Source organism: Rhizobium sp. NFR12, assembly GCF_900108545.1.
Taxonomy (GTDB): Bacteria; Pseudomonadota; Alphaproteobacteria; order Rhizobiales; family Rhizobiaceae; genus Neorhizobium; species Neorhizobium soli.
In genome coordinates this window covers 29,864-52,788 of the sequence record NZ_FNWM01000009.1, presented here as the reverse complement: position 1 = coordinate 52,788, position 22,925 = coordinate 29,864, and the positions used below count along the sequence as shown (strand labels likewise).

Sequence of the window (22,925 nt, the reverse complement as noted above, 5' to 3'; positions counted from 1 at the left end):
GGTCCGGATGTAGGTGATGTCCGTGACCCACGCCTTGTCCGGAGCAGCAACGTCGAATTGACGGTCCAGAGTGTTGTCGATGACAATGGAAGGCCTGCCGCCATAAACTCCGGGACGGCGCTTGTAGCCGATCTGAGCCTTTATCCCGGCAATCCGCGTCAGACGCGCAACCCGGTAGGGGCAGCATGTCTCGCCGTGATCGAGCAGGTCGTCATTAAGCTTGCGATACCTGTAGACCTTGCCGCTCTCTTCCCAAGCCGTCTGGAGCAGATCAATCTGCCGCTTGTCCTCACAGGCACGCTTGCTCAAGGGCATCCGAAGCCAGGCATAAAACCCGCTGGGATGGATGCGGAACAGGCGACACATCATTCGCACCGAGAACCGCTGTTGATGCTGGGCAACGAACGCGTACTTCACTTTGCATCCCTGGCGAAATACGCGGTCGCTTTTTTTAATATGTCGCGCTCCTCCGTGACCCGCGCCAGTTCCTTTTTAAGCTGCCTGATCTCTTCGGACTGGTCGTTACCCTGGCTCCCAGACGCCAAGGAGAAATTCTTCTTCCACTCATAAAGCGAGTGCGGGCTTACACCGAGCCGCTGCGAAACCTCCGCAACCGGATAGCCCCGTTCCGTGATCTGACGCACCGCGTCGCGCTTAAACTCTTCGCTGAAATTCGATTTGCTCATGGTGATCTTCTTGCCTCAAAATTAGGAAAGAAGGCGTCTACAAATCTCGGGGCTATTCAATGTAATTCGGCCTATGCCGCTGATGGCGAGGCGGGTGTATGTGGTGATCTGATGTCCGCTCGCGGTTGTTGTTCGTTCCCTAGCGAGCCAGCCATATCAATTCGGCCGGTGGGTATATGGTAAATCCACCCTGCCGAGACTGCAGTCCAGCATCTTTGACATATTAGTGAACTGGGTATTCAACGGCGCCGCCGAATGTGGTCGCGCTAGCGATCAGCGCAACGGAGATCAGAGCAGCAATGAAGTTATAATCATGGCTTTGGCGCCCGATTCGTCGATCGTGACCATGTAAATACCGACATGCATATCCTCCCTAACCTCATGCTATGACGTTGGATCATACGCTACTGCAATTCTGGAAGCGGATAGCTCCGCCCGATCAATACGAGATACTCCATGATGTCTTTAAGAAGGTGTCTCGTTTTCCGTAGTATTCTGTGATCGCAGATAGCTTCGGCATGACCTCCTCCAGCTGATCATTGGGAAGGTCGGCATCGCCGATTACATAGCCTACGCCGGCGATCCCCGTGATCTTGCAGCCGGTAGCGGCGACCTCCTCAACGAACGCAGGAATTTCTTCAGGTTTCATTTTATGCATCGTGACCTCCTTCTCGCAGTCGAACCTAGCGGCTAAGAGCAGCATGATCGATTAGCAGAACTGCTAGTGCTATGTGGACGGCAGCGACCCACCTGGATTTTTCGCTCCCATAGGTCTAGATCTCCAGATAGCCGAGCCCGATTAGGTCGGTTGGGACTCAGAGCAGGGCGGCGGTTCTTATCGCTGCCTAAGCTTTCCGCCCCGTCTACCAAGAAGAGCCCTAACGACGTCCGTCCAGCCCTGCGCAGGGTGCGGCTTGCCCAGCGTTGAATGAGCTTCGGGTGTGAGGAACACAACGGCACCACAACTCCATTCGCTGCCGGCATCAACGCGAATAAGTCCGAGTTCACGCGCGTTGTTGAAATGATCCGTAGTTTCGAGCTCCAGAAGCTCTTCGTCAGTCAGGAGTAGAGCTCCATTTTCCTGATCGATGGTTTGCAATAGAGAAAGTAGGTTCCGGTCTATTTCCTGCCTTTTATCGATGTGAGGAGCCATGGCGACACTCTAAGTATTCGGAATCGAACCCACCCATATACGATACTCGAGTAAATAAAAGCGGCTGGCTAGAAAATATTACCTACGTGTGCTCTCGGAACAAGATTTGCTCAAAATGTTCTGATTAATCCAATAAGTTCAAATTGAATGCAACGTTGGGCGTTTAGGTACCGAGCCCGAGATCCAGGCGTCAGTTTTCAACATGTCGATTGCTGCCCCTTCCGTCTTTCTCATAGTTTCCGAAGAGCTTGGTAAGCATATCGGGCTGTGTTTTTTTTCTGACAGGTCGTACCTTTTTCGGCACGTACTTTGCCTGATATACGTTGACGTCCGCTAGTCCACTATAACGATCGCCATATTTCTTCTTGATGGCCGACACTGTTGACCAGCGCTTTGCGCGCGCGGCTAGTACTGCCTGGCCGACGACCCCCCCTTCGGTTGGCTCGAAGGAAACTGATTTGTCAAACAAGCGGCTCGCATCGGCAGTATTCTTCTGTGACAATAGGTACCATCCTAGCGCTTGAGTGCCCAACGCGGACTCATGTTCAAGAACAAGCTGCTCGAACTGCTTCAGGTCCTCGCTCCTCATCACCGCCGGCTTTTCGTCCGTCATCTGGTCGGCGACCAGCTCGATATAGATCTTGGTGATCTCTGGGGTTAGCTCGACATTTTTCTTAGCCAGCACCGTCGCCTCGACCTCATGGTCGAGATTGCGCGTGCAAAGAATCATGCCTTCCAAGCTCTTTGGGTCAGCGGCGACCTGATGCGCGAAAGAAAACCACTGGTAAGCCGCTTCCCAGCTTTTCTGGCTGTAGTAATACCAGCCGAACAATGCGGCATCCGATGCCGAGTTTGTTTTCTGGGCGAGAATGGCAAGACGTTGCAGCTGATCCGTTGTGACCACACCAGCAGCCGGATTGCCCTGCGCTAGGCTACCCATGCGGCTACGCAGGGGATCGAGCGAGACGTTTTCGAATTCGAGGCTTCCATCGGGAAGCGAACGACCCATGGCCACAAGGTTTGCGAACCCTGCTTCTGGCAGGATAAGGCTTGCCTTCTGGACCGTCGCCAGCCTTTCGTCGCCGTTGGTGCAGGTCGTCAGCACATATTTGTAGAGTTCGAAAGCCCGTGCAAGATCCTGCGTGCGCGCCAGCGATTCCGCGGTCAGCCAGATCGAATTCATATCCTGGCAAACCATCAGGGCCGGCGTCGATTCAGCGAGTTCTACCACCTGAGACCAGTTGCGCTGTGCAAATGAGCGCTGCATCAGCGTGCGGATTTCGGCCAGTCCCAGTTTCATCTGCAGGTCTGCAGACGGCTTCCAGTTCGGATTGTCGCCCTGGAGCCGCGCCACTTCGTTGTGGACGCCGGCATAGTCACCGCGACCGAACATCTCCCATAGTGGCTGTTCGGAAACGTTTGTCGGCGGGTCGAAAAGGTTTTCGGGCGCATCCCAGTTCGGATAAAGCGCCTTCAAACGCCGGATCTCGGCGCCAAGCCTCTTCAGGTCGCGTTGCGTCGCGTAATAACGGAGTGCCGTCTCGTCGATGGTCAGCGTGTCCTCCAGAGCCGAAGCCGCTGGCGCCGATTGTGACGCGCCAGACGAGGTTGAGCCGAAGGACGTCGGATGCGTTATGGCGGCGGGTGCCTGCAGTGGGGCTGTCGAGGCCGCGAAAGGGTTCTCGCCAGCTTTGGCGGCAACAGGTTGCGCGACCGTCGCCGCCGCGACGGCAAAGCTGGCAGGAACCACAGCCGTGACCGGCCCCTGCGGCGACGCTACAGCCGGAACGACGGCTGCTGTCGGGATCTGAGCCTGGCCTAACGATGCCGGCGTGACTGGCGCGGCGCCCTGCTGGAGCCCCGCTGCTGTCCCCACGCTTGCCATGTTCGGCGGCATGACAGCGACGGTTTGAGCAGGAGCGGTGGCTGGAAGAATGGTGCCGAGCGGGCTGGTGACGGCGTTGTCGCCAGTCGCGTAGCTGATGGGCACGACAAGGCAGCAGCCAGCGAGGAGAACGGACTTCAGAGAGAGCCGGTCAAACATGTCGGGTACCTTTCAGCGATAGCCATGAGGCTGAGAACGTGGAGGGTGGAAGGATAATAATCGGTCGGACTGAAGTTCGAGACCTCCTCGATATTCACAGGCCGGCCAAGACTGCATTCGACAAGATTGGCGACCGCCCGGTAGCCGGGATCGGGCATGGCGGCGGTTGCGGTCGCTGTTGTCAGTTCGATGACGGCCAGCCCCTTCGTGCCAGCTGAACGCTTCCACTGTCTGGAAAACGTTTCCAGCAGGTCCGGATGATCCGTCGAATACCAAGCGAGATAGAGCGGAATGCGGATGGATTCATAGCCGAACTGCGGCGTAAATCCCTGAGCCGGCTTCGGACTGCTTGCCGAAAGCCCGATCCAGTCAGCGGGCAGTTGTGCTGGCCCGAAACGTGCGTCACGCACCAGCGACAAGCCGGTCTTGACGAGCGCCCGACCTGGAAAGGCTCTTGAAGCCTGAGCAAGCTCCTCCAAGGCCGGAAAGACCCAGTAGGACAGATTGACGACCGGACCGTCTGGTTGCTCGCCAGCTTTGAAGCCGTAAATTGCCGGCATCAGCACCTTGCCGAACGCTGTCTCGGCCGTCGCCAGCTTGGAAATGGTCTGAGCCATTTGCAGCGCGACCTTGCTGTAATCTGACTGCTTCCATTTCTGCGAAGCCCTCAGTAGAGCCCAGGCGACTAAGAGGTCTCCGTCGGACGCGTTGTTCGTGTCTTTGACATGCGGGTTCTCCCTGGCATCCCATCGCCATGCCATGAGTCCGTCCTCACGTATCATGAGATTGGCGCGGGTCCATTTCCACATGAGGTCGAAGGCACGTTTGTCATTCGCGAGCACCGCCATCAGCATGCCATAGCCCTGGCCTTCGCTATGGCTGATGTCACCGGCCTTGTTGTCGATGATGCGGCCGTCCGGCGTCATGAACTTGTGCTGATAGAGCAACCATGCACCCGCAGCGAGATCCGCTGCAGGGCTCTCGATATCGGCGCCTACCTGTGCTTTTGCTGTCTCCGCTTCCCCGGACAAGAGGGCAAGCACCGCAAGGAGGGCACCTTTCGTCTTTGGAAATGTCATGGCTTCCGGCGTCCTTTGCGAAGGACGACGAAGGTTGACATGCCAAGCAACACTGCGGCGGCGATCTGGGAAATCGTGAACTGCAATGAATTGTTGGCAAACCAGCCCGCGACGATAAGGCGACCGTTCTTGAGCGACAGCGGCTTGGTCTCATAAAGCTCTTGATGGAGAGCTTCCTTGCGCTCGATCTGTTTGCCAGTCCGCTCGAAGGCCTGAACCGTGCCGCCGATGCCGCTCCAGACATGCGGCTGGCTGATGGCGTTGACGCTTTCCTGCAGCACCAATTCGTCACGTCCAACAATGACCGTCCAGGGCGAGCGGTCACCCGCCATCCGCTGGGTGACAAGCAGATCGGTATTGCCCGGGATTTGGTAGCTCTGGTCAGCAGCAAGGACCTGCGGGTTGGGAACGAGGTTCAGAATTTCGGCCTGCGTGCGAAGGCGCTCAAAGGCAGCAATGCCCAGACCCTCCGCCCACTTTATGTAAGCTGCGACCTTGGTCTGCGGATCTGCAGACTTGGTTGAATCTGGCTGGTCGGTGCCGAAGGCCAGGCTTGCTGTCGACTGCGCTGCCGGCAGCTTGGATGCGGCCGAGGATGCCATGTCCAGCGATGGACTGAGATCAACCATCATATCGGATTGAGAGTGACGGCCGATGCCGGCAAACGTGCCGAGCGCCAGCAACGCACTGTCACGCTGCGAAGGCCATTGGTTGGTCGTGGCAACCGGCGTGACATGGCTTGAAAGATAAGCCGTGCGGGCGAGAAGCGTTGCCGCCGCTCCGAGCGAAGCCGGACGCAGATTCTCGACGAAAAGCGGTAGAGGCTCTTTATCACTTGCACCAGCCTTGAAGTCGCCTGCCATGGCGACTGCCAGATCCGGAGAATGTCCGACCTGTGCAAACACTGGCATGTCGAGCGAACTATCCGCCTTGACGTGAAGGCGCGGCGTCGAGGAGGTCAACGTCTGGGCGTCACAGGCTGCATCGGCAGAAGCGGTCAAGTCCGCTTCGAGACGGATTGTATTTCTGCCGGGGCGCAATTTGTTCAGCGGAATCGGGAGATGTTGATTGGTGATGCGACCCGTCCGTCCGTCCCCAAGATGGACGCTCGCGACCGTCTCGTCATTTGCGCGTACGATCAGCTTGGCATTCGGGGAAAGCCCGGCAGCGTAGTCGGCACTGAGATTGAGCGTCGCAGCGCCATAGTCGCCGGGATAAAAATCGGCCGGCAGGTTGAAGGACACGGACTGATCATAGTGTCGGCCGAGAAAGGGCCGTGAGATAAATCCCAGCGCTGATAGCGCCGTGCGGCTGGCCGGCTCGAGAAGACGGCCGCGCCGGTTCTCGATGGCCCGCCGTCCCTGGCTCGTGCCATCCTGATAATGGTCGCGACCATCCACTTCGAAACGGGCGATGATCTGGTCGAGATCTTCTTCCGTTCTTGCTGTCGCAATCAACTGGGATTTGCCGGTGTCCGGATCGGTTTTTACGTGAACGCCTTCGCTAAGCTCGCCGGCATTGCTTCCGAGAGCCTGACGGACCAGGCCGAAGGTGCCGACCAGCATCTCGATGCCAGGGGTCGATTCGGGTTGCTCAACCATGGAAATTGCCGGTCGGTCGAGCTGACCCGCAATTGCCAGAGCCTGCACCATGGCCATGGTGCGATCGATATCATTGGTCGTGCCGGTCCTCGGCAAGATCATGCGAATGGCTGTTCGACCGTTGACATTGCCAAAGGTCAGCAGCGACGAGAGGTCGCTGCTGCCGTCACCCGTGCGCCGCGAGAATGACACACCGCTATTGGTGGGATTGATTTGCGTCCAGAGCTCATAGGTTGCATCCAGTGAGCAGTCGACCCGATGGAACTGGTCCGCAAGCATCACCAGCGAATTATACCCAGGTTGCAGCCGCCCCTTGGGAATTTCAATTTCCACCTGCCGCGGCGCGCCGGAGACGAGTGGCATGGTGCCAAGATCCTGATCGTTGATGAACAGCCGCAACGTCGAACGCTCGGGCGCGACCGAAATCGCCGATTGGATATCAAGAACGATCTTCGCGCTGCCGGTCATTTCCGACGGGAGGACCAGAAAGGCAAACTCGCGATTGACGGTTTCGCCTCCCATGAACAGGTCGTTCCGATCCGCCATCAGCCGACGCATCTGCCGGGTGTCTTCGGGCGTCCGTTTGGCGGGAGCCTCGGGCTTTGCTTTTGGTGCAAGGATGAAGCCCGTGTCGCTGGCGGCGGCCGAGGTCGTGGCTGCCAAGCCGAGGAACAGCAAAGCGGATGTGGTTAGGAAACCTGCTTTGTGGAGGGTCATTCTGCGAACTCCTTGTGATGTGCAGGTGCGGCGGCAATGGCGAGCGGCTGCTTGGCGATCTGCTTTCGCTCTTCCGACCGCTCTTTCGGCGCAGGGCTGAGGGCGACGGACAGGGCGGAAATCGGGCAGGTGATCGCCCAGCGGACGAGACGTATGCTCCCCGAGATCAGCCCCTTCCTCTTGCGCCGTACTTCCCGCTCTGCACGAACGACCTTCATGTCCTTCAGCATCAGTTCCGCGATGATCGGAAAGTGATGGGCTTCGGGCTCGAACCGCAACTCAAGCGCATGATCGTCGGACGTTGACGAGGCCGCGATATGAATGGGCATGCTCGTGATCAAGATGTTCGAGGAAGGATTGAGAAGATGCAGCCGGCCATACTCGCCCTTGCGGAGTTGGCGGGTCGTCCTTTCGGCCGGTATCAGCCTGGCCTGACGGGCCGATGCGGTGACGATCGCGCCCTTGAGAATGGTTTCGCCAAACTCCAGCTCGACATTGGCCCGAACCGGCAGTTCGACACCGACGTCATTATTGCCGCGTTCGGTCACGACACCCAGAGCAGCGCCTGCGATGGCAAGGTTGAGCACGTTCCAGATGCCGGCAACGAGGAGAAGGTTCGCGATTTCAGGTTCGGTATTGTAGCGATAGGCTGCCACGAAGAGCGTAACCAGAAGCAAGACGAAGATGCCGACGAAGGGAAGCGCGAGTTCCGAAATGCGATCATGCTTCTGTGATGCGCCCTTAGCGGTGACGTTGAATGTCGGGCTACGCGGGCTCAGAATAACGGCGACAATAGCCCGGATCAGAAAGACGCTCTGCACATATTCGTAGAGGTCGGAGACCCAGGGCCAGCGCACATTTCCGTAGAGATAGCCGCGCACCAGTTCGCAGACGATGATGTACATCACCGTATAGCCGATGAAATCGTCCAGCGATGCGACGAAAATCTTCATATTGAACAGAATGAAGAGCATTGGAGCGATCAGGAACGTCGCGCGGATGAACGGGAAGAACCAGTACATCGAGCTTGACAAGTAGCTGAGCCGCTGCGGCAGGCTGAGACCACGCTTGAACATCGGGTTCTTCAAGATCAGGATCTGGATCATCCCCTGGCACCAGCGCGAGCGCTGACCGATAAAACCGGCGAATGTCTCGGGCTGAAGGCCCGTGATCAAAGGCTTGTCGACGTAGATGCTGTTCCAGCCGCGCGAATGGAGTTCGAGAGCAGTTTCGCAATCCTCGGTAATGGTAATGCCCGAGAAGCCGTTAACCTCTTCCAGTGCCTCGCGACGAAGCACGGCAGCAGAGCCGCAGAAATACGAGGCATTCCAGCGGTCCAGGCCCTTCTGGATCTTGCAGTAGAACATCTCGTTTTCGGACGGCATGCGTCCGAAAGTTGCCAGATTGCGCTCGATCGGATCCGGATTGGAGAAGAAATGCGGGGTCTGCACGAGAAACAACTTGGGATCGGTGGAAAAATGACCAACCGTGTGGCGCAGGAAACTGCGTTCGGGTGCGTGGTCGGCGTCAAACACGACGATCAGTTCGCCCTTGGTGCGCCAGAGGGCCGCATTCAGATTGCCCGCCTTGGCATGGGAGTTCTCCGTGCGGGTCAGGTAGACGACCCCAAGATCGCTGCAGAGGCTCATCAGTTCCTCAGCCCGCGCCTTGGCCCGGGATGAAACGACCACGTCGTCGCTGAATCGCTTCTGGTCGGTACCGCCGTCGTCGAGCAGATAAACCGTGAACTTGTCGGCCGGATAGTCCATCGCCTTTGCAGCAGACAAGGTGAGGGCTAGGATTTCACTGTCCTCGTTGTAGCTGGGTACGAAGACGTCAATGGTTGGACAGGATTCCGGATCGAATTCCGCAGCTTCCGGCTGCTCAATGGGATCGGCAATAACGAACAGGCCGATTGCGAGCATCACGATGCAGTACATTTCTACGGCGTAGACGATCGCACCTGGGATAAACGAATAGAGGTCATCAATGGGCGGAATTGTACTCGTCGTGCGCCAGTAGGCATATTGTAGAATGACGATACTCGACAATGCCAAGAAGACGTGGCGCCATACCCCGTCGAGTCTGAAAACCATGATCACCGCTAGTATTCCGATGACGATCAGCGAAACGCCGAGCCGGGTTCCGTGACCTACAGGTTGTGCAACAAGCAGCAACATCAGGACGGCTAAGCTTAACCAAAATCCGTATGTAAGTAGCCTGACCATGACCGTGCACTCCTTCGCTATCTCTTCAGTCGCGGGCGCCTGCACTGAGATGCACAACATGACCCAACCCGCGGCCATACTTGGCATGGTTAGGAAACTATTAACGCGACTTGGAAGTGGCGCAGCAAGATAATTGCGCAGATGGCCGGATCGCGGCGCAGTTTGTCTTGATTCGTGCGTCACGACGAAAGTTATTGACTGATTGTCAATTACTAAATATGTCAAACGCACAAGTTATCCCGAGCAAGTTCGTTTAATAAGTCGATAGAATTTTGAATCAATATCGCATTTTGTTTTAAATGGAGCCAAAGTTCATGATGGTTACATTTTTAGACACGAGGTGAACAGTATTTAGGCAAAACGTGTTCTATGCCCAGTGAGGATGTTGGGGTTTTAAATGACTCGGTATGTGGGTGTACTATTACGAGACAGAATCTTACTTCAGGAGATAGCGGACCTCGCGAGGTGTTTCGATATGGCAAACCTGTTGGCGGAGGGTGAAATCTATAAGCTGGTAAGCTTTTCACTCTCGGCGAACGATATTTTCACCTTCGCCACTTGGTTGAGCTGCACCCCGGCACACGGTATTGAGGATCTCCCCCAAGAGGTCGGCGCTATCCTAATGCCACCCGCAGACCGCAACTCCCGTCCAACAACTGATGCTGGATATGCTGGATTGTTTAAGGCCCGCCCCCATCTTCAGCGGGTCCTGGCATGGGGCAATGGTGTAGTGCTGGCGGCGGCCTGTGGCCTTGCTGCGGGAGGGAAAGTCGCTTGCGAAGCCGCAGACGTTCCAAAGGTCATGATGCTCGGAAACAGCATAGCCATCGAGCCCTTTGCGGATAGCTGTCACTCCGGCTCGCTGTCGACTTGGGCCTCGTCAATCCAAGCACGCAACATCGTTCTTACACTTGTCGAGGAGGATTTTGGGCCGGCATTCGCACATGAACTGGCCCGCCGGCTGGGCGTGATCGAGCGGATGGAAAAACTCATCGCTCCGACGCCGGCAACGCGCCGTAAGACGCCAATTGATAGAGTTCAGGATTGGGTTCAAGAAAACCCGAATGAAAACCTCAGCGTCGGCACTCTGGCGAAGATGGTGTCAATGACGGAAAGAACACTCTCACGCACCTTCAAGGAAAAGACGGGGCAGACGATCGGAAACTACATTCTCAGCATACGCCTCAATCGTGCATGCAACCTTCTGACCACCACCGACCGGAAGATCAAGGAAGTCGCGCAGCTGAGCGGTCTCGGGAGCCAAGCGAACATGCGCCAAGTCTTCATGGCGAGGCTGGGCACGTCACCAAGTAACTACAGGATATGCCGGACCGACGACATCAAATCAGCCGCTCCAAGCCACGGCCCAAACTAGGCCTACAATGGTTCGATCTCTGTAACTTACAAAGCGACCTGCCGCAGTGGAACATTTGCATCGACAAATATGGATCAAACTGGCGCCGGCATGGAAGTCGCGCCCGACAAGTTAATTCCGAGATGCTGGAATGAGAGGCCCTTATTGAGCCATCGGTGCATACCGGTGGCTACTCACAGAATTTGGCTGCGCCGCTGCCGCGGACCGTCACAACTTAGAACAGGAAATCGCCCACATCGAGGGCCGCGAGCTTTACGTTCTGCAACAGGATGCTGTCGCCGTTCAGGCCATCGATGTAAACATCGTGCCCGACCTGTTTCATATGGTGCTGGACCAGGTCCTTGTAGTCGATGATGCTGCCAAGACCGGTGAGGTCGAGGATGTCGTGCTTCGGACCGGTCGCGACAAAATCGGCCATCGTGTCCTTGCCGTCCTTGGTGGCAAAGACGAACTGGTCGGCACCCGCGCCGCCGGTCAGGATATCGGCGCCGCCATGGCCCCAGATGATATCATTGCCTGCCTTGCCGTCGATGACGTTCTTGCCGCTATTGCCGTGAAGCTGGTTGGCCAGCGCATTGCCGGTGGCACTGATCGCCGAAGCGCCGTTCAGCGTCAGGTTCTCGAAATTGTTGCCCAGCGTGAACGACACTGCCGATTTGACGAGGTCGGTGCCGCCGCCGGTATTTTCGGAAAGCTTGATCTTCGCGTCGCTGATCACATACACGTCGTTGCCGTTGCCGCCATAGATCGTGCCGTTGACCTTGCCGCCGGTGCCGTCGAAATAGTCGTTGCCATTGCCCAGCTTGATGTCGCCGGTGATGGTGCCCTTGTTGAAGAGCGAATCGGCGCTGTTGCCGCCCAGGAATGCGGTGCCCGCCGATTTGATCAGGCCGTTGTTTTGCAGCGCCGCTTTGCTCGCGCCCGAAAAATCGATCGTCGCCAGAGATGCCTGCGTGCCTGTGATCGTACCGTCATTGGTCACGGTTTCACCGGCGCCACCGACCTGGATGCCGCCCGCCGCCGTCATGGTCTTGTTGTTGGTGATGATCGTATCGTCGGCCGAGACGGCAATCGCATAGCCGGAGGCCTTGATCAGGCCGTTATTGGTGATCTTGCCGTGATCTCCGGTGAGCGTCATGGCGTTCTTCAAAGCGGTGATCTCGCCGCTATTGGTGATGATCGCCGCAGCGCCGGTCGCCGTGATCGCGCCGCCCTTCATCGAGATGACCGTGCCGTCATTGGTGATGACAGCATTGGATCCGGACGATGCGATGGTGGTCCCGGTGCCGGTCGCGGTGCCGTGATTGGTCAAAACCGCCGATTTGCCGCTGGACACGATCGCCGAGCCCTTGTCGGAGCGTAACTCGCCATTGTTGGTGAGAATGGCCGAGGCGCCGCGCAGTTGCACCACATCCAGCGCCGCATGCGTGGTGCCGTGATTGATGATTTCCGCGTTGCTGCCGGACACGGCGACGCCGATACCTGCAGAGGATTCGATCAGGCCGGTATTGACGATTGTCGTCGCCGTTGCAGCAACTGCGATCGCGGTCAGGCGTGCCGCCACCGTGCCGTCATTGATGAGCTCCAGTCCGCCGCTGTCGATCTTCAGGCCGTAGTCCTGGCCGTTGACCACACCGGACGCGCCGACCACGAACTGGCTTTGGCTGTCGGTCACCGCGGTTGTGCCGAACTGGAAGGCATAGCTGGAAGCGGAAAGCACCGTGCCGTTGATGTAGAAGTCGCGCTGCGTCGCCACGCCGGTCGCCACTATCGCCGTCGCGGCTGTGCTTAGCGTCACCCCCTTGTTGAGGATAAATTCGCTGCCGGTTTCAAGATCCGTCACCTGAGCAGTGCGGTCACTGGTGATCACGATCTTTTCGGTCATCTGCCCATCATGCTGAGTGTCATCGGCTTGGTTTCGCTGTCTCAACGGTACGGTAAGGACACTTAGCCCCGCCCGGCATTTAAGCTCTTATGATGGATTCATAGGAACGCCGCAATGGCCATTCTGAGCGAGGGTCTCAAGCACTGTCGCGAAGGGGCTCAGCGACATCCTGGTGGCTTTCAAGCGGATCGTCTCAATGCGCGACGAAATTTCGGTGGCCTGCCCTCTTCGACTAGTCGCCAGCCGGCGATGCGGGTTGCCAAAATCTTGCCGACGACATCGCCGGTGACATCCTTGTTGCTCTTTCGGCGACGTTGTCTCGGGGTGGGCCGTATCGCGAGCTAAAGGGCAGGGGAGGCGAAGACGTGGGTTAGTCCGCGCCACTTCGTGGGCGTCGCCCACGTTGCGAGGGGCCGGCGCTCGGTATCGGGGGATGCGGGCCTGCCGACTTTAGAAACCTTGGCTACGGAGATTCTGCTCGACCTCTGCTGGCATCCCGTGATCCGGATCGGTTTCGCGCTTCTCCGGGTCCCACAAATGATGTGCGACAAATTTTAGGAGCAAAGCTTCGGGCCGGCCGAGGCAGAAATCTACCAATCGCCGCCAGCTACCATGCTTGCAGATAGGCAAGATCAGACGTTAGGGCACGAAAGGGTCTTCTCCTCATTCCCTCATTTACTAGATGGCGCAACGTTGCGACATCCTGGTCGGTAAGTCTGCTTGTGGCCAGTCAACAAGAATGGCGTGCCGGCGTCGCGCTCGTTGATGTTGCCGATGATCTTTTTGTCTGCAACACAGTTGCACTTTGTGCTTCGGTCCGTCTCGGTCAGGCATACTGGAACCGGCTATTTCGAAGAAATATGGACACTACTCACTCTGCAAACTGACGGCAAACGGCCAATCAGGCTCTAAGCGGTTCGTGATCATTTCCTACATGCTGACCGTAGAGGGCCATTAGGCTTGCAGCAGCATCTGCATCAACGGCCCTGGAGAATAAGTATCCTTGTCCAAGTTTGCAGCCGAACGACACGAGTTGCTCGAGCTGGAGATCCGTTTCGATCCCTTCAGCGACAACCCTCAGACCCAACTTGTTTGCTATGCTGACCAGCCCTTCGACTATAACGACAGCCCCGTCATCAGGCGTCAACCTGTCGACGAAAGATTTGTCGATCTTGATGATGTCGACCGGGACCGTCAGGAGATGAGTGAGTGATGCGAACCCTGTGCCAAAGTCGTCGAGCGCGACGCGCATTCCGCAGCTGCGAAGCAGTTTGATTTCGTCGGCAACCACATGATCGCGGTGGCCGAGATAGACGGACTCGGTCACCTCAAGGATGACATGATCAAGCGGGACGCCGACGTCCGCGAAGACTGTACAGATCCTCTCCTGTAGCCGACCCGCATGAAAATCAGCAGCAGAAAGATTGATGCCAACGTGCTGGAGAGGAAGGCCCCTGTTGAGCCAGCTGCGCATATCACGCGCGACACGTTGGAGCATGCACTGGGTTAGTTCGGCAGCGACATGGGCATCTTTGGTTGCTTCGTGGAAATTGGCAGCCGCGATGATGTCACCTGAGGCTTTCGACATCCGACACAACGCTTCAAACCCTACCACTTCACCCGAATCGAGCCGTACGATTGGTTGGTAGTAAGGATGTATTCGCTTTTCAACGAGTGCGAGACTAACGTCTCGGATCGCCCGAAAGCGCCGCGTTAGTGCCGTTCCAAGCCCAGGTCGGTGTTCGACGAATTGGCCGCGACTGCGCTCTTTAGCATGGTACAACGCGACATCAGCGCCTTGGCGCACTTGATCGGCAGGCTCATCTCGGCTCGCGACACACCCGCCTAGCGTGGCGCTGGGGAGGACAACGTGGTCGCCGCAATGCGCTTGCCCCTTGATGGCCTCAAGGAGCCTCCCTGCTAAAGTCGAAAGCGGAGACGTAGTGTCGCTCTCAACAACGACTGCGAATTCGTCGCCACCGATCCTGAACGCACGACCCGTGCCGGCTACAGCGTCTATCCTTTTTGCAACGATCTGTATGAGTTCGTCACCGGCGCCGTGTCCGAATGTGTCGTTGATGACTTTGAGATTATCCAGGTCCGCTAGGATTACGGCCCAACCGCCCCCTGCGCGCCCGGCTAGCGCTGAAAGAACCTGATTGAACGCTGCCCGGTTAGGAAGCCCGGTCAGTACGTCAGTATAAGTCAGGCGCTGGCGCTCCCGAACCCTATCATCTCGCTCTATGGCGATAGCACAAAGATGAGTGCACGCGTTGACTATGCGCTGTTCTAGCTCGTTTGGGCCTCGGCAGTCCTGAAAGTAAAAAGTAAACGTCGCGACGACGCGGCCGCCACTGCAAATCGGCGTCGACCAGCGTGCTTTGAAGCCGAGCGGGAGTGCTATGGCGTTAAAGCCTGCCCAAAGAGGATCATGTTCGATCTCTGTGACGGTCACCGCTTCCCCTTGAAAAGCTGTAGTGTCGCAGGACCCAATAAAACCCCCGATCGGCAAACCATCCAAGGCTTCTTGAAAAGATTGCGGGAGTGATGGGCCAGCGAGAGCTTGAAGACGTTCATCACGAACTAACAACACTGAACACACCGTCCCGATGAGCAAGGCTTCAGTTTCGACACACAGCCGCTCGATCGTTGCCTGCAAAGCTTCGCCGCGGGCGATCATTTCCAAAATGGTGTTCTGCAGTTTTAGTATCATCGCAATTGCTTTCTCGGAGGCTGGAAGGCTGCCAGCTCAGATCCTTAACCATGCATTGTGGATAGTAGTCTTAGCCTCACAGGCAATTCTGTCGTTCAACGCAAACCCGACCCGGCACCAAGAACGTGCTATACCCCTCGCGGACATGCTCCTTGATCATCACCCAATGGCGCCTCACCTATTTGACTGCGCGTCATGCTACCCCCCTGCCACCAAATCAAAACAAATGCTTCGGTGGCAATGAGATTGAGGCCTTACATGCCTCCTCGAGCCGTGGCACTTTCCTTTCGCTATCTCGACGACCATATCGGTCTCCGCAGGGGGACGAGTCATTCAAGACCAGCGGGCCTCGGCGGCCCATGTTGCGGCCACAGTGATCCTCGCCTGAAAACGCCGGGAAGAGCCAATGAGCCTGGCAGGGACAAGTTCTTTAAGGACGTAGATATTGATTAAGAAGGTAGGCTCGCCCGTGCTGATTGAAGCGAGCCCAACAACTGCCTCTTACCTCTCACGACTCGAAGCGTTTAGACATTGATACGCCGAGGTTTAAGAAACATTAAGACACTCTAAAATACGAAATTCTAAAGTACGCTGTCGTCTCAGCGGCTTGGGAGGATTGTGCAGCCGTTGGTATTAGCAACGATTGCTTCGCCAAAACGGTGGCAGAGGATCAAGAATATGCCGAGCTCATAAGCTAAAAATGACCAAATGACCTCAGATAACTGCTTGATAATAGTCATGCGCGAGAGCCGAATGCGCGGACAGTACTTCTTAAAAGGTTAGATCGTCGTGACCCACACTGAGCTGAGCCGCGACGTTCTCCATGGATACAGTGACGTAGAGCCTACCGTTGGCTGTGTAAGCGGCAGCTGCAGAGATAACCGCCATTGGAAAACCCTATCCAACTGTTGCTGCCGCCAGTCCGTTTGCAGCACTGGAGAGAGGCATCTTGTGAAGGAGAACTGCCACGCACTGATCTGTGCCAGTAGGCATACTGCGCCTGTCTAGCCTCGCATCCGGTCAGGCTGTCGCTAGCCGTTGTGACATCCTTCAGGACCTCTAGTTAGGCAAGTCAAGTTTGTAGGACGGATCACAAACCGATGTAGGCGGTAGAGTCGCGCGTTATCCGCAGCGGAGGGTATCCTTCGGTCGCGCATGCAAGGATGGCGTCCGCCACCTTATAAGGGTCAGAACGAAGCCGCTGCTCACATGGAAGCGCCGAACGTGTCCAGCAGGGGAATCCTTGTCCGCCTTCCGCACTGTACCGGTCCGCTGCCGGAAACTAAATGTTGACGCAAAAGCTTCTAGCCCTTAGGAATGACTGATCGATCTTTTGCTTGCCGAGCTTTGTCTACCGCGCGACTGGCACCGCGCTTTGAGCGAACTTCTCTTTCAAAAATATTCGGTCTTCATCTGCACAGCACCTGCTGCGCGGCTCACTCTTTGCTTTGAAAGGCTTCGCTATGACCACTGGCACAGTAAAATGGTTTAATTCCACCAAAGGTTTCGGCTTTATCGAGCCAGACAACGGCGGCGCTGACGCCTTCGTTCACATCTCGGCTGTAGAACGTGCAGGTATGCGCGAACTCGTGGAAGGTCAAAAGGTCTCTTTTGAGCTCGAGCGCGATGCTAAATCCGGTAAGATGTCGGCTTGCAACTTGCAGTCCACGTAATCCTTTTTCGTCGTTCACGGACTGTTCGGATTTTGTTGTAACTACGTTATTAGCTTAAAGCCAGGCGTTGCGGCTTGCCTCATCTGTCAGACTCCATCACCACTGAAAAAAGATCTAGCAAATGTGCCAGAAGCACGTGATCGCCTTCGGCGTTTGCCGGTGCCGCGTCGATTCGCTCAACGCTCTTCTCAGCAGGTAATGCAGGAAGCGATGGCAAACCGTTACTATACATAGCCTGTATTAGATCGAGCTTTGGCCACTAGAGTCCATTCCTGTTTACGAATGCATGGCAGTAAGCTGACAGACGCTTAATACCCAATAAGGAAACGATTTGAAACACTCAAGAAACAACGAGCTTGCCGACCGTCGCTCAGCAGCGGCTGACGCGAAGGCATCCCTCCTCAATGCCTACCGTGAAGCGCAGAGCTCCATCGAACTTTCGCGAGTTGCCAGACAGGCTGAGCGTGTCTCGATTGTTGAAGCTCGTGAAGCTCGCCGCGTTGAACGAGATCGCATCAGATTCGAAGAGCGGCTCCGGCTAGAGGCAGTGGCTTCCGACGCAAAAGCTACCGCGGAAGCACAAATAGAGACACGTAAAGCGACTGAGGACGAACTCGTTGCGCGCGTTGTTAAAGATGAAGCTGAACGGAAAGCCGAGCGCGATCGCCGATACGCAAATCGCAAGGCGCGGCAGCGTTAGTTAACTGCTAAAGCCTTACAGCTGTCGGGGCCTCCAGGTCTTAAGTCGTCCTCACCAAACTAAGGTCTCTAGGCCTGCCGTCCGGCGGGCCACGGGTCGGGTCACGCCATCACCGAAACGTTCGGCGACAATGGCCTTCCATTGTCATCGACAACACTCTGGACCGTCAATTCGACGTTGCTGCTCCGGACAAGGCGTGGGTCACGGACATCACCTACATCCGGACCAACGAAGGCTTCGCCTATCTCGCGGTGGTGATCGATCTCTATTCCCGCCGTGTTATCGGCTGGTCGATGCAGAGCCGTCAGACAACGGATGTCGTGCTGCAGGCGTTGCTGATGGCTGTCTGGAGGCGAAAGCCAAAGGAAAAGGTTCTAGTGCATTCGGATCAGGGATCGCAATTCACCAGTATGGACTGGGCAGCGTTCCTGAAGCACCACAATCTGGTTCATTCGATGAGCCGACGGGGCAACTGCCATGACAATGCCGTCGCTGAGAGCTTCTTCAATCTGTTGAAGCGGGAGCGGATACGCCGGAAGGTCTATCGCTCAAGAGACGAAGCCAGGCAGGACGTGTTCGACTATATCGAGATGTTCTACAACCCGAAGCGCAAACATGTCAGAAACGGGATGCTGTCGCCCGTCGAGTTCGAAAAGCAGCAGAAAACGTAACCGGAGGGTGTCTACGAAACTCGCGGCTATCCAACGGGACCGTTCGATATTCATTAATTTGCAAGGTCGTCGCACAGATAGTCGTGTGTTTTGGTGTTTGGATACGCAGCAGAGGAAAGAGAAAGCCACCACTGATACGATGGTGCCTGCACAAGGCTGAGCGGGAACATCAGAGTTTCGCTCGTCAAAAAGAACGATATCTTCCGCCTTTCACCGAAGAAAGAAATTTGGACCTGCTGAAGGACAAAAGGAGTAGTTTTTGGGCCTGGCATAACGAATTCCCGCCAAAGCCCTCCGGTGGATACTCCGTCCCTGCTTTTGCTGGCTGGGTTAATTCTCAATTCGATGGTAGGCGGAACATGCGACTTATTATCTTCAGTTGGCTGAATTATCTGACGTGAAGTGATGCTCCGAACGGTGTCGAGAGACGAAAGAAAGTTCGCAAGGCTATCGAGCCGTCGCTAGATCGGGCAGACGTAACTGGTAGATATGTGAGGATTAAAGATGGCCGAAGATGCCGGCGTAATAGCTGTGGACCACACGGGATTCTCGGTCGCCTCGTTGGAGGAGGCGATCCAGTTCTGGACTGAGGCGATGGGTTTCGACCTTGCTCGCCGAGGAGAGATGGGTGGGGAGTTTCTACGGGAGGCTACGGGGGTTGACGACCCCCGTTGCCGAATGGCGCTGGTGACGGCTCCAAATGGCTACCCTATCGAGCTTCTCGAGTATTCGACAGGCCGTACGCTGGGCCAGACACCTCGTAGCGCGGGTGCGATCGGCGCCGCTCATATCGCCTTCACGGTTAAGGATATCCGCACGGCGATCGCGCGGGTTGAGACGGCGGGGTGGGCAGTGATCGGTTCGCCGCAGCCGATACCAGCCGGCCCCCGATGCGGAACAATGGTCGCGTACATCTCCGGCCCGGATGGTATCACCGTAGAGCTAATGCAGCCGCCTGCTTAGTGGAGGATTGCTGATACTTTATGGGCCACAGTCGCGACGCAATGTGCACACTCCACATGAATGTATTTTAGAGGTAAAAATGGCGATCTGGCCGTGGAGAAAAACACGGGCTAACGTCGATGAGTATGGTAGAAATGCCCTCTGGCATCACGCTACCGAGGGGAACTATGAAGCGTTACACGCCGAGTTGCGTTGTGCTGACAGCCCTTCCGCCTCAGACCAAGATGGGTTTACCACTCTGCACGTTGCCGCTCAAAACGGCCACCTTGAGATTGTGAGAAGGTTTATCGCGGCACATGCGGAGGTCAATGCCGTGGACCGACGTGGAAACGGTCCATTATGGACTGCGAGCAGATAGGCAAGCCTGGCGATCGCCGCGGAACCATCTTTTGAAATCGTAGCGCTGCATTTGAGCAATGGTGCCGATCCGCACCACCTTAACAACGCTGGAAGATCACCGTCTTTTTGGACGGTGGGAAGTTCCAGGCTTCGAGAAACAAACACCATCGCCGGTGTACCGTTCCTCGCCGGTTGAATGTGTCTCCGAGATCTTATCAATGATATAGCGTATTTATCATGCGCAATGTCCGCTTTGGGCCAAACGCGGAACACATCACCGCTTACGTAGATGTCCGGTTTTCGCCGTTCGGCACCCATCATCGGACAGTACGCTTGCGGCCCCATATCCGCCGACCCTTTTAAGACAAACGACGGTCCCGCTGTGGAAGTTCAGCGCGTCAGCTATATTCAAATAAGAGGGTCGTGGGTCGAACCCCCTCAAGGCGAGAAGGTCTGTCACGTTCCACTAGAAACAATTTTTTCACCGGACGTTGGTGAGTCAATTGCATGGTGTCTCTCAGTCGGGGGGGTGATGCGTCAGGGAACTGGCACACACAGGATGACGCAGGCTGTCCGAACGGCAATAACCAACGACGCTTCGTTCTGGGCGGCACTTTCGCCGCTATTCGAAGCAACTTTACAGGCATCGCCATCTGGCAAACCAAAACAGGCTCGCAATTCAAGATGAGCAGGTCAGCGGGCGCGGAGAGAGGCCTGCCTTTTGGGTGACGCCACGCCCTCGCACTGCAATCGTGAATGTTCACTACGCTGGAAGGGTGGCGGTCCACCCGAAATTAAGTCACTATTTTCACACCGATAATGAGGTGCAATGATCTCAAGCGGCCGTTCGTTGGCTTTCGGCAGCAACGCCGTCCATTGTCACACAGTTGCGCTCGCTTGTCTTTGCCTCGTATAGAGCAGTATCTGCACGATGGATGACATCCTCCAAAGCGCGTGCTGAAGTGGTCCCCAATTTGCACCCAACGCTGGTGGTAAAGCTGATCTTTTGCTTTCCTGCTGTGACGATGGTGCTGGTGATCTCTTCGCGCAGTCTGGTCTTTCCATTGCTTGATTAGGTTCGCATGCACGTCAAACTGCTGGGACAATTCCACCAGCGTCTGCTCGCCACGGATCGCAGCGAGCGCCATCTTTGCCTTGAAAGCCAAGCTATGGTCCCCGCGCGGTCGTCTCGTATCGATATGTCCTGTTCCCGGCATTTAGGGCGAGGACAGGCAGACATTCCACTTTTCCCGGCTATGCAAACTGCCCGAGCCAGCTCTGGATGAGTATTGCGCTGTCGGCCTCAAGGGCTGATACAGGTTTCGCAGTTTAAGGCGGGTCGAACCGCTTTCTAGGAGGGACACATGAGTGGATGTTGTTCGGTAGCGGCGCGAGCCGGGGACGGCCAGGCGGCGGCAGGAGCCAAAAGTTTCACGGTTCGAGGTTGCCCTGGCCAGACGATTGCGGTGAAGGGAGCAGAGAGCTTCGTCGGTACCCATGATCCCGTCATCGCCGCTGATGGTGAAGGTCCGGAGCGGAGGGTCTTGCTGCAGGATTTCCATCTTGAGGTCGAAACCGTCACGCTCGCCCGGTTTTCCGACTTCATCGAGGCGACGGGCCATGTGACGGAATCGGAGCGGTTCGGCATGTCGGCGGTGTTCTCCCCACTCCTCAAAAACCAGTCCCTCGCTACTGGAGGTGTCGTCAACACCCCCTGGTGGACACGCGTCGACGGCGCGACCTGGAATCAACCAGAAGGGCCAGGCAGCTCGATCGAGGACCGTCTGGATCATCCAGTAACGCACGTCTCCTGGCATGATGCGATGGCATTTGCCGCATGGGTAGGTGGCCGACTGCCTACCGAAGCCGAATGGGAACATGCCGCACGCGGCGGCAACCGGAGGCGCCGGTATCCCTGGGGCGACATTGAGCCGAGCGACGATCTGAGTTTCTGCAATATCTGGCAGGGCCGGTTTCCGAACCACAATACGATGGTTGACGGCTACTTCGGCACGGCGCCGGCACGCAGCTTCGAACCATCAGAAGCAGGTTTCTACAACCTTTCCGGTAACGTCTGGGAATGGACCGCGGATGCCTTCAAAGTGCGGTCGCTCTCCAAGGCTGCGAAGCTTCGCAACGACCAGGCGAAAAAGTCCGCTGACAAGGTTCTGAAAGGTGGCTCTTTCTTGTGCCACAAGAGCTACTGCTATCGCTATCGAATAGCTGCCCGCATGGGCCTATCGGCCGACAGTGCTTCGAGCAATACGGGTTTCCGTGTCGCCTATGACGTGCTGCCGTAACCGTGACTTTTACCAAGGGAGGATCTGGCCATTGTAATTGTAGAAGCTGCCTGTCTGGTGCGGGCCGGAATGATCGATGACCTCGCGCATCCGCACGATGCTCTCGGATTTGCTCAGTCCGCCGTCCCCTTGACGGGCGACTTTGCCGGGGTGAAGGCCAAGCACGCAGATTTGGCGGGGCGCGAGATCGATGGCAAGGCTCTTCATGACCATGTTGAGGCCTGCCTTGCTGGATCGATAGGCGTAGGCGCTAGCTGTATTGTTGAGCCCGATCGACCCCATGCGGCTTGTTATAAAAGCGATCACCTTGCGCTCGCTGCGGGCAACGTGCTCGGTGAAGGCCCTTGTGACGACGAAAGGCGCGATCAGATTGACTTCCAGCATGTTTCGCCAGAGCACGAGGTCCGTTTCGTGCAAGTCCGGATGCGGGCCCGGAATGCCGGCATTGTTGACCAGCACGTCGATCGCAACGCCGTCCAGCTCCGCAGCAAGGCGAAGGACCGATGCTTCGTCGGTCACGTCCAGCTTGACGGTTTCCAAAGTGCGGAGATGTTTGTGCCGTTCGCCGAAAGCGTCGGGATCAAGGCAAGTGGCGATGACACGATCGCCTTTGGCCGCGTATTGAAGCGCGAATTCTTCGCCAAGCCCGCGATCGCACCCGGTGATCAGAACGGTCGCCATTGGTCCTCCTCCTGCTCGCCGGCATTGCTTGCGTCCGCATCGGGCGCAGCATCATATTTGGTACTAGAGTTTTCGGCAGATGAGAACAGCTGCTTGTTGAGAGTGAAAGGCTTGCGG

The 22,925-nt window shown here is 56.6% G+C and carries 14 protein-coding genes and 4 pseudogenes; 6 read left to right on the top strand and 12 right to left on the bottom strand.

Going from position 1 to position 22,925, the window contains the following annotated elements; all coding sequences use genetic code 11:
* From BLW69_RS22275 to bcsA, 7 genes and pseudogenes are all read right to left on the bottom strand, one after another.
* A pseudogene (locus BLW69_RS22275) lies at positions 1 to 686 on the bottom strand (IS3 family transposase); the annotation flags it as partial.
* Between the two features lie 439 nt (positions 687 to 1,125).
* Positions 1,126 to 1,344: a hypothetical protein gene (locus tag BLW69_RS22270; protein ID WP_139283926.1), complete on the bottom strand. Its 219-nt coding sequence runs from the start codon at positions 1,342 to 1,344 to the stop codon at positions 1,126 to 1,128.
* Between the two features lie 177 nt (positions 1,345 to 1,521).
* Positions 1,522 to 1,839: a hypothetical protein gene (locus BLW69_RS22265; RefSeq protein WP_092665490.1), complete on the bottom strand. Its 318-nt coding sequence runs from the start codon at positions 1,837 to 1,839 to the stop codon at positions 1,522 to 1,524.
* A 190-nt stretch (positions 1,840 to 2,029) separates the two neighbouring features.
* A complete protein-coding gene (locus BLW69_RS22260; RefSeq protein ID WP_139283925.1) occupies positions 2,030 to 3,736 on the bottom strand; it encodes a hypothetical protein in 1,707 nt (568 codons plus the stop codon).
* 125 nt (positions 3,737 to 3,861) lie between these two features.
* Positions 3,862 to 4,962: a family 8 glycosyl hydrolase gene (locus tag BLW69_RS22255; RefSeq protein ID WP_092665486.1), complete on the bottom strand. Its 1,101-nt coding sequence runs from the start codon at positions 4,960 to 4,962 to the stop codon at positions 3,862 to 3,864.
* Positions 4,959 to 7,280, bottom strand: coding sequence for a cellulose biosynthesis cyclic di-GMP-binding regulatory protein BcsB (locus BLW69_RS22250; protein ID WP_092665484.1), 2,322 nt, complete (start codon positions 7,278 to 7,280; stop codon positions 4,959 to 4,961). Before BLW69_RS22250 ends, BLW69_RS22255 begins: the two co-directional genes overlap by 4 nt.
* The gene (bcsA, locus tag BLW69_RS22245; RefSeq protein WP_092665482.1) at positions 7,277 to 9,508 is read right to left on the bottom strand and encodes a UDP-forming cellulose synthase catalytic subunit; all 2,232 of its coding nucleotides are present in this window, start codon (positions 9,506 to 9,508) and stop codon (positions 7,277 to 7,279) included. Before bcsA ends, BLW69_RS22250 begins: the two co-directional genes overlap by 4 nt.
* Positions 9,509 to 9,983: 475 nt before the next feature.
* Here bcsA and BLW69_RS22240 point away from each other — a divergent pair, with 475 nt between their 5' ends.
* Positions 9,984 to 10,883, top strand: coding sequence for a helix-turn-helix domain-containing protein (locus tag BLW69_RS22240; protein WP_175487309.1), 900 nt, complete (start codon positions 9,984 to 9,986; stop codon positions 10,881 to 10,883).
* Positions 10,884 to 11,097: 214 nt separating this feature from the next.
* Here BLW69_RS22240 and BLW69_RS22235 read toward each other — a convergent pair whose 3' ends face one another.
* The 3 genes and pseudogenes from BLW69_RS22235 to BLW69_RS22225 all read right to left on the bottom strand — a co-directional run bounded on the left by BLW69_RS22235 (position 11,098) and on the right by BLW69_RS22225 (position 15,481).
* A complete protein-coding gene (locus tag BLW69_RS22235; protein ID WP_092665478.1) occupies positions 11,098 to 12,768 on the bottom strand; it encodes a calcium-binding protein in 1,671 nt (556 codons plus the stop codon).
* A gap of 254 nt (positions 12,769 to 13,022) precedes the next feature.
* Positions 13,023 to 13,435: pseudogene (locus BLW69_RS23060) on the bottom strand (integrase); the annotation flags it as partial.
* A 234-nt stretch (positions 13,436 to 13,669) separates the two neighbouring features.
* Complete coding sequence (locus tag BLW69_RS22225; protein ID WP_092665476.1) at positions 13,670 to 15,481, bottom strand: putative bifunctional diguanylate cyclase/phosphodiesterase; 1,812 nt, start codon at positions 15,479 to 15,481, stop codon at positions 13,670 to 13,672.
* Between the two features lie 1,463 nt (positions 15,482 to 16,944).
* Between BLW69_RS22225 and BLW69_RS22220 the strand changes: the two genes are divergently transcribed.
* From BLW69_RS22220 to BLW69_RS22205, 4 genes and pseudogenes are all read left to right on the top strand, one after another.
* A complete protein-coding gene (locus BLW69_RS22220; protein ID WP_092665474.1) occupies positions 16,945 to 17,154 on the top strand; it encodes a cold-shock protein in 210 nt (69 codons plus the stop codon).
* Between the two features lie 331 nt (positions 17,155 to 17,485).
* Positions 17,486 to 17,854, top strand: a complete 369-nt coding sequence (locus BLW69_RS22215; RefSeq protein WP_092665472.1) for a DUF6481 family protein — start codon at positions 17,486 to 17,488, stop codon at positions 17,852 to 17,854.
* Positions 17,855 to 17,913: 59 nt separating this feature from the next.
* Positions 17,914 to 18,525: pseudogene (locus tag BLW69_RS22210) on the top strand (IS3 family transposase); the annotation flags it as partial.
* 531 nt (positions 18,526 to 19,056) lie between these two features.
* A complete protein-coding gene (locus tag BLW69_RS22205) occupies positions 19,057 to 19,488 on the top strand; it encodes a VOC family protein (protein WP_244508943.1) in 432 nt (143 codons plus the stop codon).
* Positions 19,489 to 20,879: 1,391 nt separating this feature from the next.
* On the opposite strand, the pseudogene BLW69_RS22645 reads toward BLW69_RS22205, so the two are convergent.
* A pseudogene (locus tag BLW69_RS22645) lies at positions 20,880 to 21,044 on the bottom strand (IS3 family transposase); the annotation flags it as partial.
* A 249-nt stretch (positions 21,045 to 21,293) separates the two neighbouring features.
* Here BLW69_RS22645 and BLW69_RS22190 point away from each other — a divergent pair.
* On the top strand, positions 21,294 to 22,127 hold the full coding sequence (locus BLW69_RS22190) for a formylglycine-generating enzyme family protein (RefSeq protein WP_244508942.1): 834 nt from the start codon (positions 21,294 to 21,296) through the stop codon (positions 22,125 to 22,127).
* A 9-nt stretch (positions 22,128 to 22,136) separates the two neighbouring features.
* Here BLW69_RS22190 and BLW69_RS22185 read toward each other — a convergent pair whose 3' ends face one another.
* Positions 22,137 to 22,808 carry an SDR family oxidoreductase gene (locus BLW69_RS22185; protein WP_092665464.1) on the bottom strand — a complete coding sequence of 224 codons (672 nt, stop codon included), beginning with the start codon at positions 22,806 to 22,808 and terminating at the stop codon, positions 22,137 to 22,139.
* Between the last annotated feature and the right edge of the window lie 117 nt (positions 22,809 to 22,925).